This is a genomic window from Chakrabartyella piscis (assembly GCA_030067835.1).
Taxonomy (GTDB): Bacteria; Bacillota; Clostridia; order Lachnospirales; family Anaerotignaceae; genus Chakrabartyella; species Chakrabartyella piscis.
The window spans coordinates 1,497,682-1,513,209 of sequence record CP092441.1; the positions used below are offsets into that span (position 1 = coordinate 1,497,682).

Annotated in this window: 12 protein-coding genes and 1 tRNA gene; 11 read left to right on the forward strand and 2 right to left on the reverse strand. The window is 35.6% G+C overall.

Features of this window, described 5'->3' with window-relative positions:
• Window positions 1-14: 14 nt before the first annotated feature.
• The gene (locus MJY40_RS06635; protein WP_317856207.1) at window positions 15-884 is read right to left on the reverse strand and encodes a DMT family transporter; all 870 of its coding nucleotides are present in this window, start codon (window positions 882-884) and stop codon (window positions 15-17) included.
• Between the two features lie 183 nt (window positions 885-1,067).
• Between MJY40_RS06635 and MJY40_RS06640 the strand changes: the two genes are divergently transcribed.
• The 3 genes from MJY40_RS06640 to MJY40_RS06650 all read left to right on the forward strand — a co-directional run bounded on the left by MJY40_RS06640 (window position 1,068) and on the right by MJY40_RS06650 (window position 4,968).
• Window positions 1,068-1,139: transfer RNA gene (locus tag MJY40_RS06640), tRNA-Thr, on the forward strand.
• 147 nt (window positions 1,140-1,286) lie between these two features.
• Window positions 1,287-4,322 carry a leucine-rich repeat domain-containing protein gene (locus MJY40_RS06645; RefSeq protein WP_317856208.1) on the forward strand — a complete coding sequence of 1,012 codons (3,036 nt, stop codon included), beginning with the start codon at window positions 1,287-1,289 and terminating at the stop codon, window positions 4,320-4,322.
• A 295-nt stretch (window positions 4,323-4,617) separates the two neighbouring features.
• On the forward strand, window positions 4,618-4,968 hold the full coding sequence (locus MJY40_RS06650) for a TnpV protein (protein ID WP_317856209.1): 351 nt from the start codon (window positions 4,618-4,620) through the stop codon (window positions 4,966-4,968).
• Between the two features lie 51 nt (window positions 4,969-5,019).
• On the opposite strand, the gene MJY40_RS06655 is transcribed toward MJY40_RS06650, so the two are convergent.
• Complete coding sequence (locus MJY40_RS06655; protein WP_317856210.1) at window positions 5,020-5,826, reverse strand: helix-turn-helix domain-containing protein; 807 nt, start codon at window positions 5,824-5,826, stop codon at window positions 5,020-5,022.
• A 150-nt stretch (window positions 5,827-5,976) separates the two neighbouring features.
• On the opposite strand from MJY40_RS06655, the gene MJY40_RS06660 reads away from it, so the two are divergent.
• From MJY40_RS06660 to MJY40_RS06695, 8 genes are all read left to right on the forward strand, one after another.
• Window positions 5,977-6,393 carry a MarR family winged helix-turn-helix transcriptional regulator gene (locus tag MJY40_RS06660; protein ID WP_317856211.1) on the forward strand — a complete coding sequence of 139 codons (417 nt, stop codon included), beginning with the start codon at window positions 5,977-5,979 and terminating at the stop codon, window positions 6,391-6,393.
• Window positions 6,394-6,410: 17 nt separating this feature from the next.
• Window positions 6,411-8,165, forward strand: coding sequence for an ABC transporter ATP-binding protein (locus tag MJY40_RS06665; RefSeq protein ID WP_317856212.1), 1,755 nt, complete (start codon window positions 6,411-6,413; stop codon window positions 8,163-8,165).
• Window positions 8,158-9,993 (forward strand): ABC transporter ATP-binding protein, encoded by a 1,836-nt coding sequence (locus MJY40_RS06670; protein WP_317856213.1) that lies wholly within the window; start codon window positions 8,158-8,160, stop codon window positions 9,991-9,993. The genes MJY40_RS06665 and MJY40_RS06670 overlap by 8 nt, the downstream gene beginning before the upstream one ends.
• A 605-nt stretch (window positions 9,994-10,598) precedes the next feature.
• The gene (locus MJY40_RS06675) at window positions 10,599-11,603 is read left to right on the forward strand and encodes an AAA family ATPase (protein WP_317856214.1); all 1,005 of its coding nucleotides are present in this window, start codon (window positions 10,599-10,601) and stop codon (window positions 11,601-11,603) included.
• Between the two features lie 272 nt (window positions 11,604-11,875).
• On the forward strand, window positions 11,876-13,186 hold the full coding sequence (locus MJY40_RS06680) for a plasmid recombination protein (protein ID WP_317856215.1): 1,311 nt from the start codon (window positions 11,876-11,878) through the stop codon (window positions 13,184-13,186).
• Window positions 13,183-13,770: a CHC2 zinc finger domain-containing protein gene (locus MJY40_RS06685; protein WP_317856216.1), complete on the forward strand. Its 588-nt coding sequence runs from the start codon at window positions 13,183-13,185 to the stop codon at window positions 13,768-13,770. The genes MJY40_RS06680 and MJY40_RS06685 overlap by 4 nt, the downstream gene beginning before the upstream one ends.
• 3 nt (window positions 13,771-13,773) lie before the next feature.
• Window positions 13,774-14,007 carry a helix-turn-helix domain-containing protein gene (locus MJY40_RS06690; protein WP_317856217.1) on the forward strand — a complete coding sequence of 78 codons (234 nt, stop codon included), beginning with the start codon at window positions 13,774-13,776 and terminating at the stop codon, window positions 14,005-14,007.
• Between the two features lie 109 nt (window positions 14,008-14,116).
• Complete coding sequence (locus MJY40_RS06695; RefSeq protein WP_317856218.1) at window positions 14,117-15,409, forward strand: tyrosine-type recombinase/integrase; 1,293 nt, start codon at window positions 14,117-14,119, stop codon at window positions 15,407-15,409.
• Window positions 15,410-15,528: the final 119 nt, after the last annotated feature.

Genomic DNA, 15,528 nt, shown 5'->3' on the forward strand with positions numbered 1-15,528 from the left:
TCATATTCATAGAATCAATTGAATGCAACTTTGTTGAATGTAACAATGCTTGCAACGATAATGACACCACCAATTAAACTACCAAGATTTGGAACTTCACCCAAAAGAATAAAGCCCATAATGGTAGATAAGAGTGGAGTTACAAACATAAAGTTGGTGACATCACTGGTTTTTTCTGCATAGGACAATGCTTTGCCCCATAAGAAGAATGCCATCGCACTTGGAACCATTGCCAAAAAGACAAGAGCACCAATTTCACTTACATTTGCAGTAGAAAGTTCTGCAAAACCAGCAGGAGCTGCATAACTACACATCAAAGCACCAAAGAAGATGCTATATGTAGTGATTTCCAATGAAGTATACCCACGTTGTAATAATTTACGGCTAACAAGATGATATGCACTGAACACAAAAGCTGCAAATAATGTCAGTAAAGTTCCGATATTCAATGAAAGAATACCATCCCAAAGCAAAAGTACCAAAACCCCAATGAAAGCAGAAGCTATGGCAACCCAACCCAAAGGTTTGATTTTTTCTTTATATACAACAGTACCAACAGCAGCTGTAATGATGGGTGTGATTGCAATGATGATACTAGAGGTTGCAGCAGTGATGGTCAGAAGACCTGTGTTGAATGCAATCATGTATACACCAAATCCACCAGCACCTGTCATTAAGAAAAGAGGAATATCTTTCTTTTTGGGTATTTTGATTTTATTGATGAATCCAGCAATCAACAATACTGTAGACGCTACAGTGCAACGTACAAAAGCCAATGGTATAGGGGTAAAGTGCGCTTGTGCAACTTTAGTCATGGGGAATGCAGATGCCCAGAACAATACAGTGATGCAAGCACAAAGTAACATTTTTGATTTTTTTGACATAATATGCCTCCTTTTCTAATATTCATACCAGTGTACAACTTTTTGTATAAAAAAACAATATATTTTATTAAAATAGCAAATGTTATTAGGAAAGTGTTTTTATTGCATTTTTCTTGTGAAAATGGTATAATTATTCTGTTATATAAGGAAGGAATTCAGTGTGCTTTCTTCGCTTTATAATGGGCTGATGTGGCTCAAAGGCAGAGCATCTCACTCGTAATGAGAAGGTTGTGAGTTCGATTCTCATCATCAGCTGTAAAGCTTTCACTTTTGTGGAGGCTTTTTTTGATGTTTGCAAATGTAACATTAAAATAATCTTAAAATTTAACGAGGAATATTTATGCTATACTGATTGTATATCATGAATATAGAGTTGATTTTGTGTCAAAAAGGAGGATATTTATGCTGGAAATCGGTGTTTTGTTCGTATATATGTTTCTATTTACCACATTGCAGGTGTTTTTGGTGGGAACCAATATCAAAAGAATTCAATCCTACCATATTGGTGTTTGGTTGAGTATATTGATTGCATCGCCAACTTTGGGTGCACTTTGGGAAATGCAGGAACTGGTGTATATCATATTGCCAGAGCATTTTTGGATTATATTTAAAATTGCTATGATTGTTATGTCTGTTGTATGTTTCATACAATGGCAGATACACAATCATAAAAAATGTGGAATACTTCTTGGCTTTTTGGGCGGATTGGGAGCTGTTTTGATGGCGATGATGAATTCACTCATACAATATCCATTTTATCAATACATACCACAAGAAAAATGGTCTACGATAACTTTTTATGTATGGGTGGTATTTTGTATCATACAAGTTGTTTTATGTCAAAAGAAAGTGGCAACTATATTTCGATGGATTTTACCAGCACAGTTGATGTTTGCTTCTGTAAATATGCTGTTTTGTTGTGGTATGATATATGGTGAATGGGTGACACACCCTGTATCAAATACAGGTGCTACGTCAGGAGGGCTTGCAAGTATGGACGCTTCTCCAAGCATCGTTATTATGATACTATTGGTATACTTTTGGTATTTTTGGATACCAGGATGTTTCACAATGATTTATGGGTTGAGGAGTCTTAAAAAAGTAAAGAAACGAATATGGGTTAATCCAAAAGAAAAGGACTATTTGGCAGTTTCCAAAAAGAAAACAGTAGTGGTGGCTTTGGGCGTTGTGGTGATGTCTTTGAGTTTATTTCGTGGTGATTTGACTTTATTTTTGGCTCGTGATTATCAGTTGGAAGGATATACTGTGATTGCCTACAATGGCGATGGTGGCAGCATCAAAATTCCAAAAGGTGTTACACATATCAAAAATGGGGTATTTGATGGCAAAAACATTGAGAAGGTATCTTTTCCAAACACATTGACCTATATTGGAGCTGGTGCATTCCAAAATAATCAAATTACAGAAATCAAACTGCAAGATTCCATAGAAATTATAGAAGAAAATGCATTTCGCAATAATGAGATTGTGTCTGTAAAGGTATCGGATGAGAATGTTTATATAGAAGGAAGTGCATTCTTGGGAAATCCTTGCAGTGTAGAAATAGAAAATGATGCACCTATGTATGCCTATACCACAGAACTGGTAGAAGTTTCTGAAGATTTAGAGGAAGCATTACCAGAAAATACAGAAATTGTAAATGATGTTTTTTTGGTACAGGATGGAACAATTTTATTGGAATATTTGGGTAAAGATCCTGTGGTGGAAATTCCATATGGCATTACAGAAATTGGAAAAGAAGCATTTGCATATATTCCATTGGACACGGTTTTGATTCCAAACACCGTGAAAATTATTGGTGAGTGGGCATTTAATCAAACATGGCTGACAGAAATTGAAATTCCAGAAGGTGTTGAGGTCATTGAGATGAATGCGTTTAGTGGATGTGATTTCACAGAACTTGTGTTGCCAGATTCTCTTTTGGAGATTGGAGATGATGCATTTTCATATATGGATTTGGAAAAAATTCACTTTGGCAATCAACTGCGTGTCATTGGAGCTTCTGCATTTAAGGGGGCTTTTGAAGGAGTTACATCCATCACATTACCAGATTCCATAGAAGAAATTGGCAATTGGTCATTTGCACAAAATCCACTTATAGAAGTGATTTTGCCAGAGAAAGATATTGCACTATCTGCAACTATATTTGCAGAAACTCCTTGGTATGATGAAATGACAGAAGAATTTGCTATAGTTGGCGATGGTATTCTCATTAAATACAATGGTACAGATCAGAAGATTACAATCCCAGATGGTGTTCGATGTGTAGGAGGGCGTGTCTTTAAGATGCATGAATTGACAGAGGTGATTTTGCCGAGTACCTTGGAGCATATTGGCGAACAGGCATTTTCGGACAACGAATTGGAGGAAGTGATATTCCCAGAAGGACTTCTGACCATTGGTTATGGTGCATTTTTTGAGAATCACATACAAAAACTAGACCTTCCAGATACGGTCACAGAAATCGGGAATTCTGCTTTTTCGTATAATCAAATCACTACAGTCCAATTGCCTAGTACATTGGATCAAATTGCCGATGATGCATTTTTTAGAAATTCTATAGAGGAATTGGAATTACCAGACACCATTCAATCCATTGGAGAAAGTGCTTTTGCTGAAAACAAAATTGTACATTTGGCATTGCCAGATTTCGTGGAAACCATTGGAGAATCTGCTTTTCGAGATAATCAAATCACACAATTGCAGTTGTCAGAAAATTTGCAAAAAATTGAGAGAAAAGCTTTTGCAAACAATCAGATACTACAACTTATGATACCAGATTCGGTGGGATGCATTGATGAATACGCTTTTGCATACAATCAAATTGCAAAAGTACAATTACCAGAAGGCTTGCAAGAGATCGGTAACTATGCTTTTGCAAATAATCAAATTGCAGAGTTTACTTTGCCTGATGGTATACAAAATTTAGGAATGGAAATCTTGTCAGAAAACCCTTGGGAAATCAATCAGAAAAGTGAATTTGTTGTATTGGGAGATGGGATTTTATATCAGTATCTGGGGAATGATAAAATGGTGGTGGTTCCAGAAGGCATCAAAAAAATAGGGAAATATGCTTTTGCTGAAATAGAAGAATCGTATTCTGTGGTGTTGCCAGATTCAGTTACAGTTATTGACGGAAATGCCTTTTTTGCAAGTGGACTTACCAATATCCATATGTCAAAAAATATCAAAGAAATTGGAGCATTCGCATTTTACAATACAAACTTAAGATTTTTGACTTTGTACTATGATATTGAAATGGTTGATGATAATATTTGGCTGAATTGTCCGGATGGGGGAACTGTGGTCATCCAATATACAGCAGATAACCAAACAATCAAAGAACAATTTGTCACTTTACACGAACGATATGAACATATACCTTTGTATTTGGAAAAGGTAGAAGAGGTTTTTTGATAAATATCTACTGGTATGATATGAGGATTGGTGCATTCAGAAATGAAGATTATTTATATTCTAACACCTACTTGTTATAAGGTTTCACAGACTATCTTAAAATGCTATATTACCTTTGAAAACACTTGATTTTACTTATATTTCTTCAAAGGCACATACTGCAAGGCGAGTTACTTGTTATATCGTTTCACTAGCTTTTGTGGGAATGATAAGGGAAAAATCAAGGGCAGAATTTAAGAGAAAAGACAAAGAAATTGCTTGATGTGAAAATCTTAAATTGAAAGAGGTAACGAATATGAATTTAACTTATAGCAAAAATGGAGATTACTTTATCCCTAATATTAAACTGGATAATGAAAACTATAAACAACTTGGCAAGTACGGACGAATGAGAAAAGCATGGCTGATGGAACAACATAGTCCATTGTTTAATCATTTACTACTTAGTGAAAAGCTGGTACCACATTTGAATGAAATTGATAAACAGGCACAGCATTTGTTAGATACAATGATACCTACGCTAAAAGCTGAACAAGGTGTAACCGATGAACTCAAAATGTCAAATCAGCTTGAATGGGTAGGTCGAATGAATAATATTATGGCACAGGTTGAGGAAGTTATTTTTTCTGATATAGTTTACGCATAAAAGTAAAACAGCTAACCGACAATCAAGTCAGTTAGCTGTTTTGCATTAATTTTATAGCTTTTTCAAGTTCTTCTGTCCTTTTTGGAACAGAATTTTTAATGTATTGCGTTCCATATTCGTTAATTTATGTAATTCAACACCAAAGATAACTGGGATAAGCTGTAACATCATTTCGTCCTTGTTGCCTTGCAGACCACTTAATTTATTCAGTAGGTTTGATAAAATGGTTATGCCTGCATTTTCATCATTGGCGACACTTGTATCTTTCTTGTTGCTTTTATGGGATTTGCGTATATCGTCAGCGATCAAGTCAACATCTTCGTGTATCAGTGAGTGAAAATACCTATCTTCTTTGATTTTTGCACATTCAAGGGAGTGTAAAATATATTCCTTGTCACTTGGATTGTATTCGCCTTTGATTTTGTCCTTAGCTGTTTGTGCTACCGAATTTATGGAACTAATCTGCATTGATATAACACTGTCAACGTACAGTTCAATATCAGCCATTAAATCAGAAAAATGTGGGTGTTCTATTATTTCAGAGAGCAAACGTAAGTTGATATATTCTGATTTTAGAACATCTATTGCAGTGTCGCTAAGTCCTAAATTGCTACATGCTGTATTCAAGTGCTTTTCAACACTGGATAATCCTAACAGCCAGTCCATAGACACATCATAGAACTTTGCAAGGGTAGTTAGATTATAATAGCCTACATCTTGATTTTTATCGTCATTTTCATAGTCGTTGAGAGTTGTTTTAGGAATATTTACAGCTTTTGCAAGGTCATCAGTGTTCTTAAAGCCTTTTGCAAGCCTTAAATCTTTGAGTTTTTCGCCTAAAGTAAGTTCTGTTAGCATAGTTTCACTTCCGTTCTTTTTCTTACAGTATACCATATTCACGTCAATAATCAACAGCGTTATATTAATAGCATTCTATTGACAGTATGCTATTAATATGTTATACTATCTTAGTAAGTAAATTTATTATGAAGGAAGAAAGGAGAAATTATGGAATATAATAATAACTTTTTACATTGGTTTAAGCAAATTGGAGAGATGATCGAAAAAAATGGAAATTCAAAATTAAAAGATTTTGGTCTTACATTATCACAATGTCATATTTTGGTGTACTTAAGACATAAAGAAGAATTTCAAGCATCTTATAAAGAAATAGAAACTATTTCAAAAGTTGCCCAATCCAGTGCCGCTAGTATGATTTCACGTCTTGAGGCTCGAGGCTTTGTGAAAACATTTACTGCTAAGACGGATAAAAGAATAAAATTACTTGAGTTAACAGAGCTTGGAAAATCTTGTGTAGAAGCTACTGCCAAATATATAGACGAGCTTGAGAACGAATTGTTTGAAAAGCTTACAGAAGAAGAAAAACAAACACTGTTTGTTTTACTTATCAAGATAACCAATTAGCAAGTTAGGAGAACAAAATGTCTAGAGTATTTAAAAGTTTTACAAAAAAAGAATGGATCTTTTTAGCAGTAACCATAGTGTTTGTAATCATTCAAGTGTTGTTGGATTTGAAAATCCCAGAATACATGAGCGAAGTTACAACTTTAGTGCAAACGGAGGGCAGTGAAATAGCAGAAATTTTAACTGTCGGTGGTTACATGTTGCTTTGTTCGTTTTCCAGTTTAGCAATTACGTTCTTAACAGGATTTTGTGCAGCAAAAGTAGCAACCAAAGTATGTATGCGAATGAGAAACGATGTCTATACAAAAGTAAGTTCATTTTCCATGGCAGATATTACTAACTTTTCAACTGCAAGTTTAATAACACGTACAACGAACGATATTACTCAAATTCAAACTACTCTTTGTATGGGGTTTGTAATATTTATTAGAGCTCCATTTATGTGCATATTTGCACTTAGCAAAATTTCCACCAACAACCCATCGTTTTCTTTAATTACGATTATTGCATCCATTACATTTTTGTGTGTTATATCAATCCTTTTAACGCTAACAGTTCCAAAATCAAAAAGATTGCAAAAGATAATTGATAGACTTAACACGGTTACGAATGAACACCTAACAGGCGTTAGAGTGGTACGAGCTTACAACGCGGAAAGTTATCATGAAGACAAGTTTGAAGCAACAAACCAAGATGTAGCAAAAACAAACTCATTTGTAAACGCTACAATGGCATTTTTAAGTCCATTTTTATCAAGTTTAATGTCAGGAATTACACTTGCGGTCTACTGGGTAGGTGCTGCTTTAATTAGTTCATCAAATAGTCCAGATGCGGCACTGGCTATTTTTTCTGATATGGTGGTTTTTTCATCTTATTCTATTATGATTATTTTATCATTTATGGTACTTACAATAATTTTTATGATGATGCCTCGTACTCTTGTTGCACTTTCTCGTATCAATGAAGTGATTAATTTTGAAAATAACATTCATGATGGTTCAAAGAAGAATGGGGATACTACTTTCCCTGTAGCCCTTGAATTCAAAAATGTATCATTTTCCTATGGAGAAAGCGATGAGAATGTATTGGAAAATGTTTCGTTTAAGGTCAAAAAAGGCGAAACTGTAGCCTTTATCGGTGCAACAGGCAGTGGTAAAAGCACAATTACTAAACTAATTTTGCGTAATTACGACGTTACGAAAGGCGAAATTTTGATTAATGGCATTAATGTTAAAGAATATACACAGCACGCACTGCGTGAAAAACTTGGTTATGTTTCTCAAACTGCTGTATTATTTAATGGGGATATCACTTCAAATATTGCTTTTGGTATAGAAGAAAATATATCAACAGATAGATTAAATAAAGCTGTAGAAATAGCTCAAGCGAAAGATTTCGTAGATAAAATCGGCTTTGCTGGCAAAGTATCTCAAGGTGGTCTTAATCTTTCGGGTGGACAAAAACAAAGAGTTTCAATTGCTCGTGCTTTATATAAAAACGCTGAAATATATATGTTTGACGACTGTTTCTCAGCACTTGATTATAGAACAGATAGAGTGCTTAGAGAAAAACTTAAATCAGAAACAGAAGGCGCAACAAAATTATTTATTGCACAAAGAATTAGCACAGTCAAAGATGCTGACCAAATTATTGTGATAGATCAAGGCCGAGTAGCAGGAATTGGAAAACATAGAGATTTGTTATCGCAGAATGAACTATATCGTGAAATTGCGGAATCTCAACTTTCTAAGGAGGAATTAAATCATGCATAGTCAAGAAAATAAAACACGAGGCGCAGGACCAAATTTAGGCGGTCCTCCTGGTGCAGGTGGACGTCCTGGAGATAAGGCGAAAGACTTTACAGGCAGCCTAAAAAAATTATTTAAATATTGTGGAAAACACGCAGTCTTTATGGTGATTGCGATTGTCCTAGCAATCTCATCAGCTATATTATCTCTTATGGGACCTAGCAAGCTAGCTGAAATTACAAATCTAATTTTAGCAGGCATGTCAGACGGTATTGATTTAGAAGCAGTATCAAGTATTGGTATTTTACTAGTTATTTTTTACGGATTAAGCCTTATTTTTGGATACCTACAAGGTGGTATCATGGCTGTTGTTTCTCAAAAAATTTGTAAAAAACTACGTACCGAAATGACAAGTAAAATAAATCGTTTACCACTTGCTTATTTTGATGGTAACCCTTATGGCGACACATTAAGTCGTTTTGTAAACGACATTGACACAATAGGAACAAGTTTAAACCAAAGTATGTCCACAATTTTTAGTGGTGTTTTAAACTTTAGTGGAGCATTAATTCTTATGCTATACACAAACTGGGTTATGGGAGTATCGGGTCTGCTTTCTACATTGCTTGGATTTTCACTTATCGGAATTATTATTAGTAAATCTCAAAAATATTTTATTCAACAGCAAGGTAGATTAGGTAACTTAAATGGACACGTTGAAGAAACTTACACAGGGCACTCAATTGTAAAGGCATATAACAAAGAAGAGTTTGTAGAAAAGCACTTTCAAGAAAAAAATGAAAAACTATACCAATCAGCATGGAAAGCACAATTTTTGTCTGGTATGATGATGCCTATTATGAATTTCACAGGTGATTTTGCGTATGTTGTTGTGTGTGTTGTTGGTGCGTTATTGGTGATTAACGGAAGCATTTCCTTTGGCATAATTGTAGCATTTATGTTATATATTCGCATATTTACTCAACCACTTGCAACCCTTGGACAATCGCTCACAACACTACAATCAGCTGCGGCGGCAAGTGAGCGTGTGTTTGAATTTTTGGAAGAACAGGAACTTTCACAAGAAACAAATCACACTGTAAATATTAAAAATATTAAAGGTGATGTTAGCTTTAAAAATGTAGCATTTGGATATAAACCAGAAAAAATGATTATCACAGACTTTAGCGCAGAGATAAAGGCTGGTGAGAAAGTTGCAATTGTAGGGCCTACAGGTGCAGGTAAAACAACAATGGTGAATCTGCTTATGCGTTTCTATGAAGTTAGTAGTGGTGTAATTGCCATTGATGGCATTCCAATTAGCTCGATAACAAGGGAAAGTTTACACAATGCCTTCTCAATGGTTTTACAGGATACTTGGATGTTTGAAGGTAGTATCATAGAAAACATTGCGTATAATCAAGATGTTTCCGAAGATGAAATTATTGAGGCATGCAAGTCTGTTGGTATTCATCACACTATTAAGACAATGCCAAAAGGATATAACACAATTATGAGCAATGCTACATTGTCAACAGGTGAAAAACAATTACTCACAATTGCTCGTGCTATGGTTAAAAAATCCGAGCTGATTATTTTAGACGAAGCTACAAGCTCGGTTGATACAAGAACAGAACTGTTAATTGGAAAGGCGATGGATAAATTATCGCAAGGTAAAACTTCATTTATCATCGCTCACAGATTATCCACTATTAAAAATGCAGATGTAATTTTGGTTATGAAAGATGGAAATATTATAGAGAGTGGAAGTCATAATGAACTTTTAGATAAAAAGGGTTTTTATGCTGAACTTTACAATAGCCAATTTGAAGAAAGTGATATTGCAAGTTAACCTAATCCAAAAATCATTATACACAAAATAAACCCAACGAAGCACTTATTGATTCAAAGTCAATAGGTGCTTTTTTCACGTCCATTTTACAACTAAATATTGATTTCAAGGCACAAATCTGAGATTTTCGAGTAAAAACGAAATTTCGGATTTTTTTGCGTTTTGAAGAAAAATCCGAGTTATCGGACATACGGGAAACAGCCTAAAATTTCGCTACAATTATAAACATAAACCAACGTTGATTTATAAAATTACAATTTAATGACTGTCTGATACAACTACCATTTCGGGGAAGTAGGCGAAGATACGAGCCTACCAAGTATGGAAATACGAGAAAGTGCCACGCAAGGTAACCTCTTAGGAAACTGTATCGGGTGAAACAGCGAAAAACTATTAAAATTTGAAAGGACACATCTTATGAATAAACAAATAAAATTACTCACTATCCGTCAAGCTGCAAGGCTCATTGATGGATTTACTATAGATACGCAGACTTGTGAAAAGTGGAGCATTACCACATCTAAAGTCTGGAAACAGAGTTTTAATCGAGGAACAAGTTATCTTTGATTACATTACTAATTCACAAAATACGGAGGTAAATGCCTATGAATAACACAGAGAAACAACCTATCCCACCACTTGAAATTATCAACGCTAACACATTGCTATCTACTGATTATCCACCCTTACAGTTTGCTATTGATAAGTTATTGCCACAAGGTATTTTTATCCTTGCAGGTAGTGGAAAAATTGGTAAATCGTGGTTAAGCCTTGATATGTGTGTTGCAGTGGCTACTGGTGGCAAGCTATGGGATTTTAACGCTACTATGGGGCAATGTTTGTATATGGCTTTGGAAGATACACACCCACGATTAAAGGAGCGTTTAGAACGCATACAAGATGAAAATATCGACCTTGAAAGGCTTAATCTTACAGTCACTTCACTTGGTATTACAGATGGACTCGTGGAGCAGATAAAGGCTTTTATTTCAGCCAATCCAACAACAAGGCTCATCGTCATTGATACCTTAGAACGTATCAGAAATGGCGAGCAGGACAAGAGTATGTATTCTTGTGACTATCGAGATATTAACAAATTGCGTGAAGCCTTAGAGGGTAATAATGTCACTCTCTTACTCGTTCATCACACACGCAAAATGTACGACCCCGACCCTCTCAATACCCTTAGTGGTAGCACTGGTTTAGTTGGTGCTGTCGATGGTGTTTGGGTACTGGAAAAAGAGAAACGAACAGAGGGCAAAGGCAAGCTGACTATCGCTAATCGTGATACAGAGGGATATTGCTTTAAGGTGGAATTTAACAAGGCAGAATGTCGTTGGAACTTCTTAGGCAGTGAAGAAGAACTTGCAGAGAATGAAGATGATGTGTTCTGTGATTTGGTAGCAGAATTTGTGACTTCCACCTTTAGTGGCACAGCTACCGAACTTGTAGAGGGAATGAAAAAGTTAGATGAAAACTTTGCAATTTCCTCTCGTGCAGTTGCTAAGAAATTAGGCAATCTGCAAGGCTTACTCAAAGAAAAATATGGTATCAAATACCTTTGGGAACGCAGTAACAAAGGTAGAGTGATCACCTTGTTTCGTGAGTGAGTATCGGGGACACAGGCTCTGTGTGACGATGACGATGTAGTTATACACACCCCCTCTAGCTCATTATCGACACAAGAGGGGTATGTATAAATAAGCGTCATATCGTCATTAGCGACAACTTGCTTGGAGGACAAAAGCGTGTCTGGGCACTAGACCCCACGACATCTTTCGAGCTTGCTTGAAAGTGTCATAGTGGGTTACACACTTTGAAAAAGTGTTAGTCTTATCGCTTCGCTTCCCTACAATAGCAACTTTAAAAGGAGAAAATGCCTATGGCAAGGAATGACGGTAAAGACCGTACCGTTGCAAGAAACGGTGATTATACACGCTCACAGATTGGCAATATCGAAAGACACAATGAGCGTAAAAATGAAAGCTACCAAAACGCAGATATTCAGCCCCAACAATCTGATAAAAATATATATTTCAAAAAGCCACAAGGTGGATATATAGATACCTTTGACAAAATGTGTGAAGATGGAACGATTAGCACCAAAGGGTTAAAAGATGGTGCAGTCCATTTCAATGAACTTCTCTTTGATGTGAATACCACCTATTTTGAGGAACGTGGTGGCTATGAATATGCAAAAGAATTTTTCTCAAAAGCATACGATTATGCAGTACAAAAAGTCGGTGGCGAACAATATATTTTATCGGCGGTTATGCACGCAGATGAACGTAATTCGGCAGTATCGGAACAGCTTGGAAAAGATGTTTACCACTATCACTTGCACGTTATCTATGTACCAGTGGTGCAAAAAGAAGTTAAGTGGTCAAAGCGTTGCAAAGATAAGTCACTGGTCAGCACTGTTAAGGAAGTAATTACGCAAGTGAGCCACTCAAAAAAATGGGCTTCACATAAAGAGATTGGTGAAGATGGAAAACCACATCTAGTGAAATCTTATTCCATACTTCAAGATGAATTTTTTAACTATATGTGTGATTGTGGCTACAAAGATATTGAACGTGGTGAAAAGGGTTCTACCGATAAAAATATTACGACTACAGAACTAAAGGTGCAAAAGGAAAAATCACGATTGCAGAATACTGTCGCAGAGGTACAAAAGGTAGAACATATTTTGCACGATCAGACGGAAGTTATCGAGCAAAATCAGCAGACCATTACAGGACAGCGAAGCAAAATTTCACAAGGTAACGCACAGCTTGAAAAGGTGGCAAATAAAAAAGCTAAAGTGAAAGATATTGATAGTGTTGAAACAAAATCAGCAATGTTTTCTAATGGGAAAATCATAATTGATGAAGCAGAGTTTGAGAATATCAAGACCTTAGCACAAAAGCAAGTTGTATCGGTAACAAATGAACGTAAATTATCAGCTGACAATAAACAACTAAGGCGAGAAAATCAAACCTTGCGACAAACCAACGCACAGCAACATCAAGAGCTATCGGAGTTCAAATCTGTACGGAATAAATTGGGTGCTAATAAAGATGTAATGCGTGTTGCAGAACTTGAAAAATTCTATGATGTTGTAATGAGATTTTTAGAGAAATTCAAGTTGCGAGAACAATTTGAACGATTTAGCAAAATGAGGTCAACAAAGATAAGTGAGGTGGATCGATGAGCATATTTGAAACGATAAAACAGAGTCTTAACCTCATTGATGTAGCTAGGTTTTATGGTATTGAAGTCAGTCGAAATGGTTTCACCTCTTGCCTATTTCATAACGAGCGTACACCCTCATTAAAGCTGTATAGCGACCATTTCTACTGCTATGGTTGTGGTAAAAGTGGCGATGTAATTGCACTGATTGCAGAGCGTTTGAATGTATCACAGTTTGAGAGTGCAAAAATCATTATGAATGACTTTCACCTATCCAGTGATGAAATGCGTGTTACTGCAACACCACAAGTTAAGATGTCATATTCGGAATGGGAGCGACAAACGATAAGGCTACTGAACCAATATCTTAATTACTTAAAATTTTTTGAACGTACTTATGCACCTAAAGATGAAAACGAACCAGTAAATGATATTTGGGTGGAAAGCATACACATGATATCAATGGTTGAGTATTACCTTGATATCCTTATCTTTGAACCATTGGAAGTGCGACAAGAATTTTTACAACAATACACACAGCAACTAGAGAAAATAGAAACACAGCTTGATGACTATAAAAGAAATTTTAGATTAGAAAGGAACTAGCCTATGAAAGAAAACAAAATCAATTTACAAAACAAGTTTGGACTAACAGTTGATGAAGCAGCACTTTACACAGGTGTTGGCAGAAACACCTTGCGTTCACTAATTAAAAATCAGAAACTACCTGCACTACTTATCGGCAGAAAAAATGTAATTCGTACAGACGTACTGGAAGAATTTCTAACGATTAATCAAGGAATTAATCTTTTGGATGTTGAAAATGTAAAAGCTGTTAGCTAAGACATTAAAAAATTTACAAGTGATAGTGGAAATCTGCTTGATGAACATGGTATAATATTATTATCACATCAAGCAGTTCTTCTTTGCCGAAGAAAAGGAGATTAAAATTATGGCAAAAGGATCTGTTAGAAAGAAAGGCAAGAAGTGGTATTTTAGATTTTATGTAGAGGACGAAAGTGGCAATCGCATCCAAAAAGAAATGGCTGGCACTGAAAGTAAATCAGAAACAGAAAGTATGCTCCGTAAAGCGATGGAAGAATACGAAAATCAAAAGTTTGTGGCAAAAGCTCAAAATGTAACATTAGCTGATATGCTTGATATGTGGATGAACGAAGAATTATATCCAAGCAAGCGAAGTAATGGTACTGCTAGGTCGTACATCAACACAGCTAGCCGAGTGAAGAAACACGCTATTGGTAAACGTAAACTGAAATCTATTACAGCAGAGCATTTACAAAAGTTCTTTGATGCACTTTCTAGTCCACAGAAGTTATCTGATGGTACAATGTCAAAAGGTTTATGCAGTGGTAGTCTTAACGTATATGCTGCTGTGATGCGTGGTGCATTTCGATTTGCTGTGTTTCCAAAACAGTTGATTACATTTAATTCGATGCAGTATGTTGTGTTAAGAGGACAAAGTGATGATTATGAAACGTTTTCTACAAACGAGGATAAATCATATGACAGTACAGTAATTACGCCAGAGCAATATACAGAACTAACCAAATATCTAATTGATACGAATAACCCAACCATACTTCCAGTACAAATAGCTTATTATACTGGACTTAGAATTGGCGAAGTTTGTGGACTTGATTGGAACGACATTAATATCGAGGAACAGTATTTAGTTGTTAGAAGAAGCATAACTTACAGCAATATTAGAAAAGGTACTGTTATCGGACCAACAAAACGTAAAAAAATTCGTACAGTTTATTTCGGAGAAACATTAACTAAAATACTTACAGATGCGAAAGCAAAACAAGAAACAGAAAAATCACAATATGACGGACTATATCATAAAAGTTATTGTATCAAGGCAAAAGAAAATAACAGAATTTTTTATGATGTATATTGTGTAAATGTGAATGAAGTTGAGCAACAAGATAGTATGCCGTTAGAGTTTGTTTGTAAAAGGCAAGATGGTTCCTATTTAAAACCAGAAAGTGTGAGGAATTTATGCACTACCCTAGCAAAAAGGTTTGGTTGGCTCGATAACTTTCATTTTCATAAACTTCGTCACGCATTTACCACAAGGCTCATTTCAAGTGGAGCAAAGCCTAAAGATGTTCAAGAGTTGTTAGGACACTCGGATATTAATACCACAATGAACATCTACGCACATGGTTCCAGTGAGTCTAAGAAAAATGCAGTTATGCTACTAGATGAAGTGGCAATTTAAAAAGAAAAACAAAACTTGCCCTTGTAAAATCCCAATAAGGGAAAAAACAAGGGCAATAAGGGTAAATATATAGCTAAAACCTAAGAAATAGCAGTGTTTTCGAGGGTTTTAGGATAGTT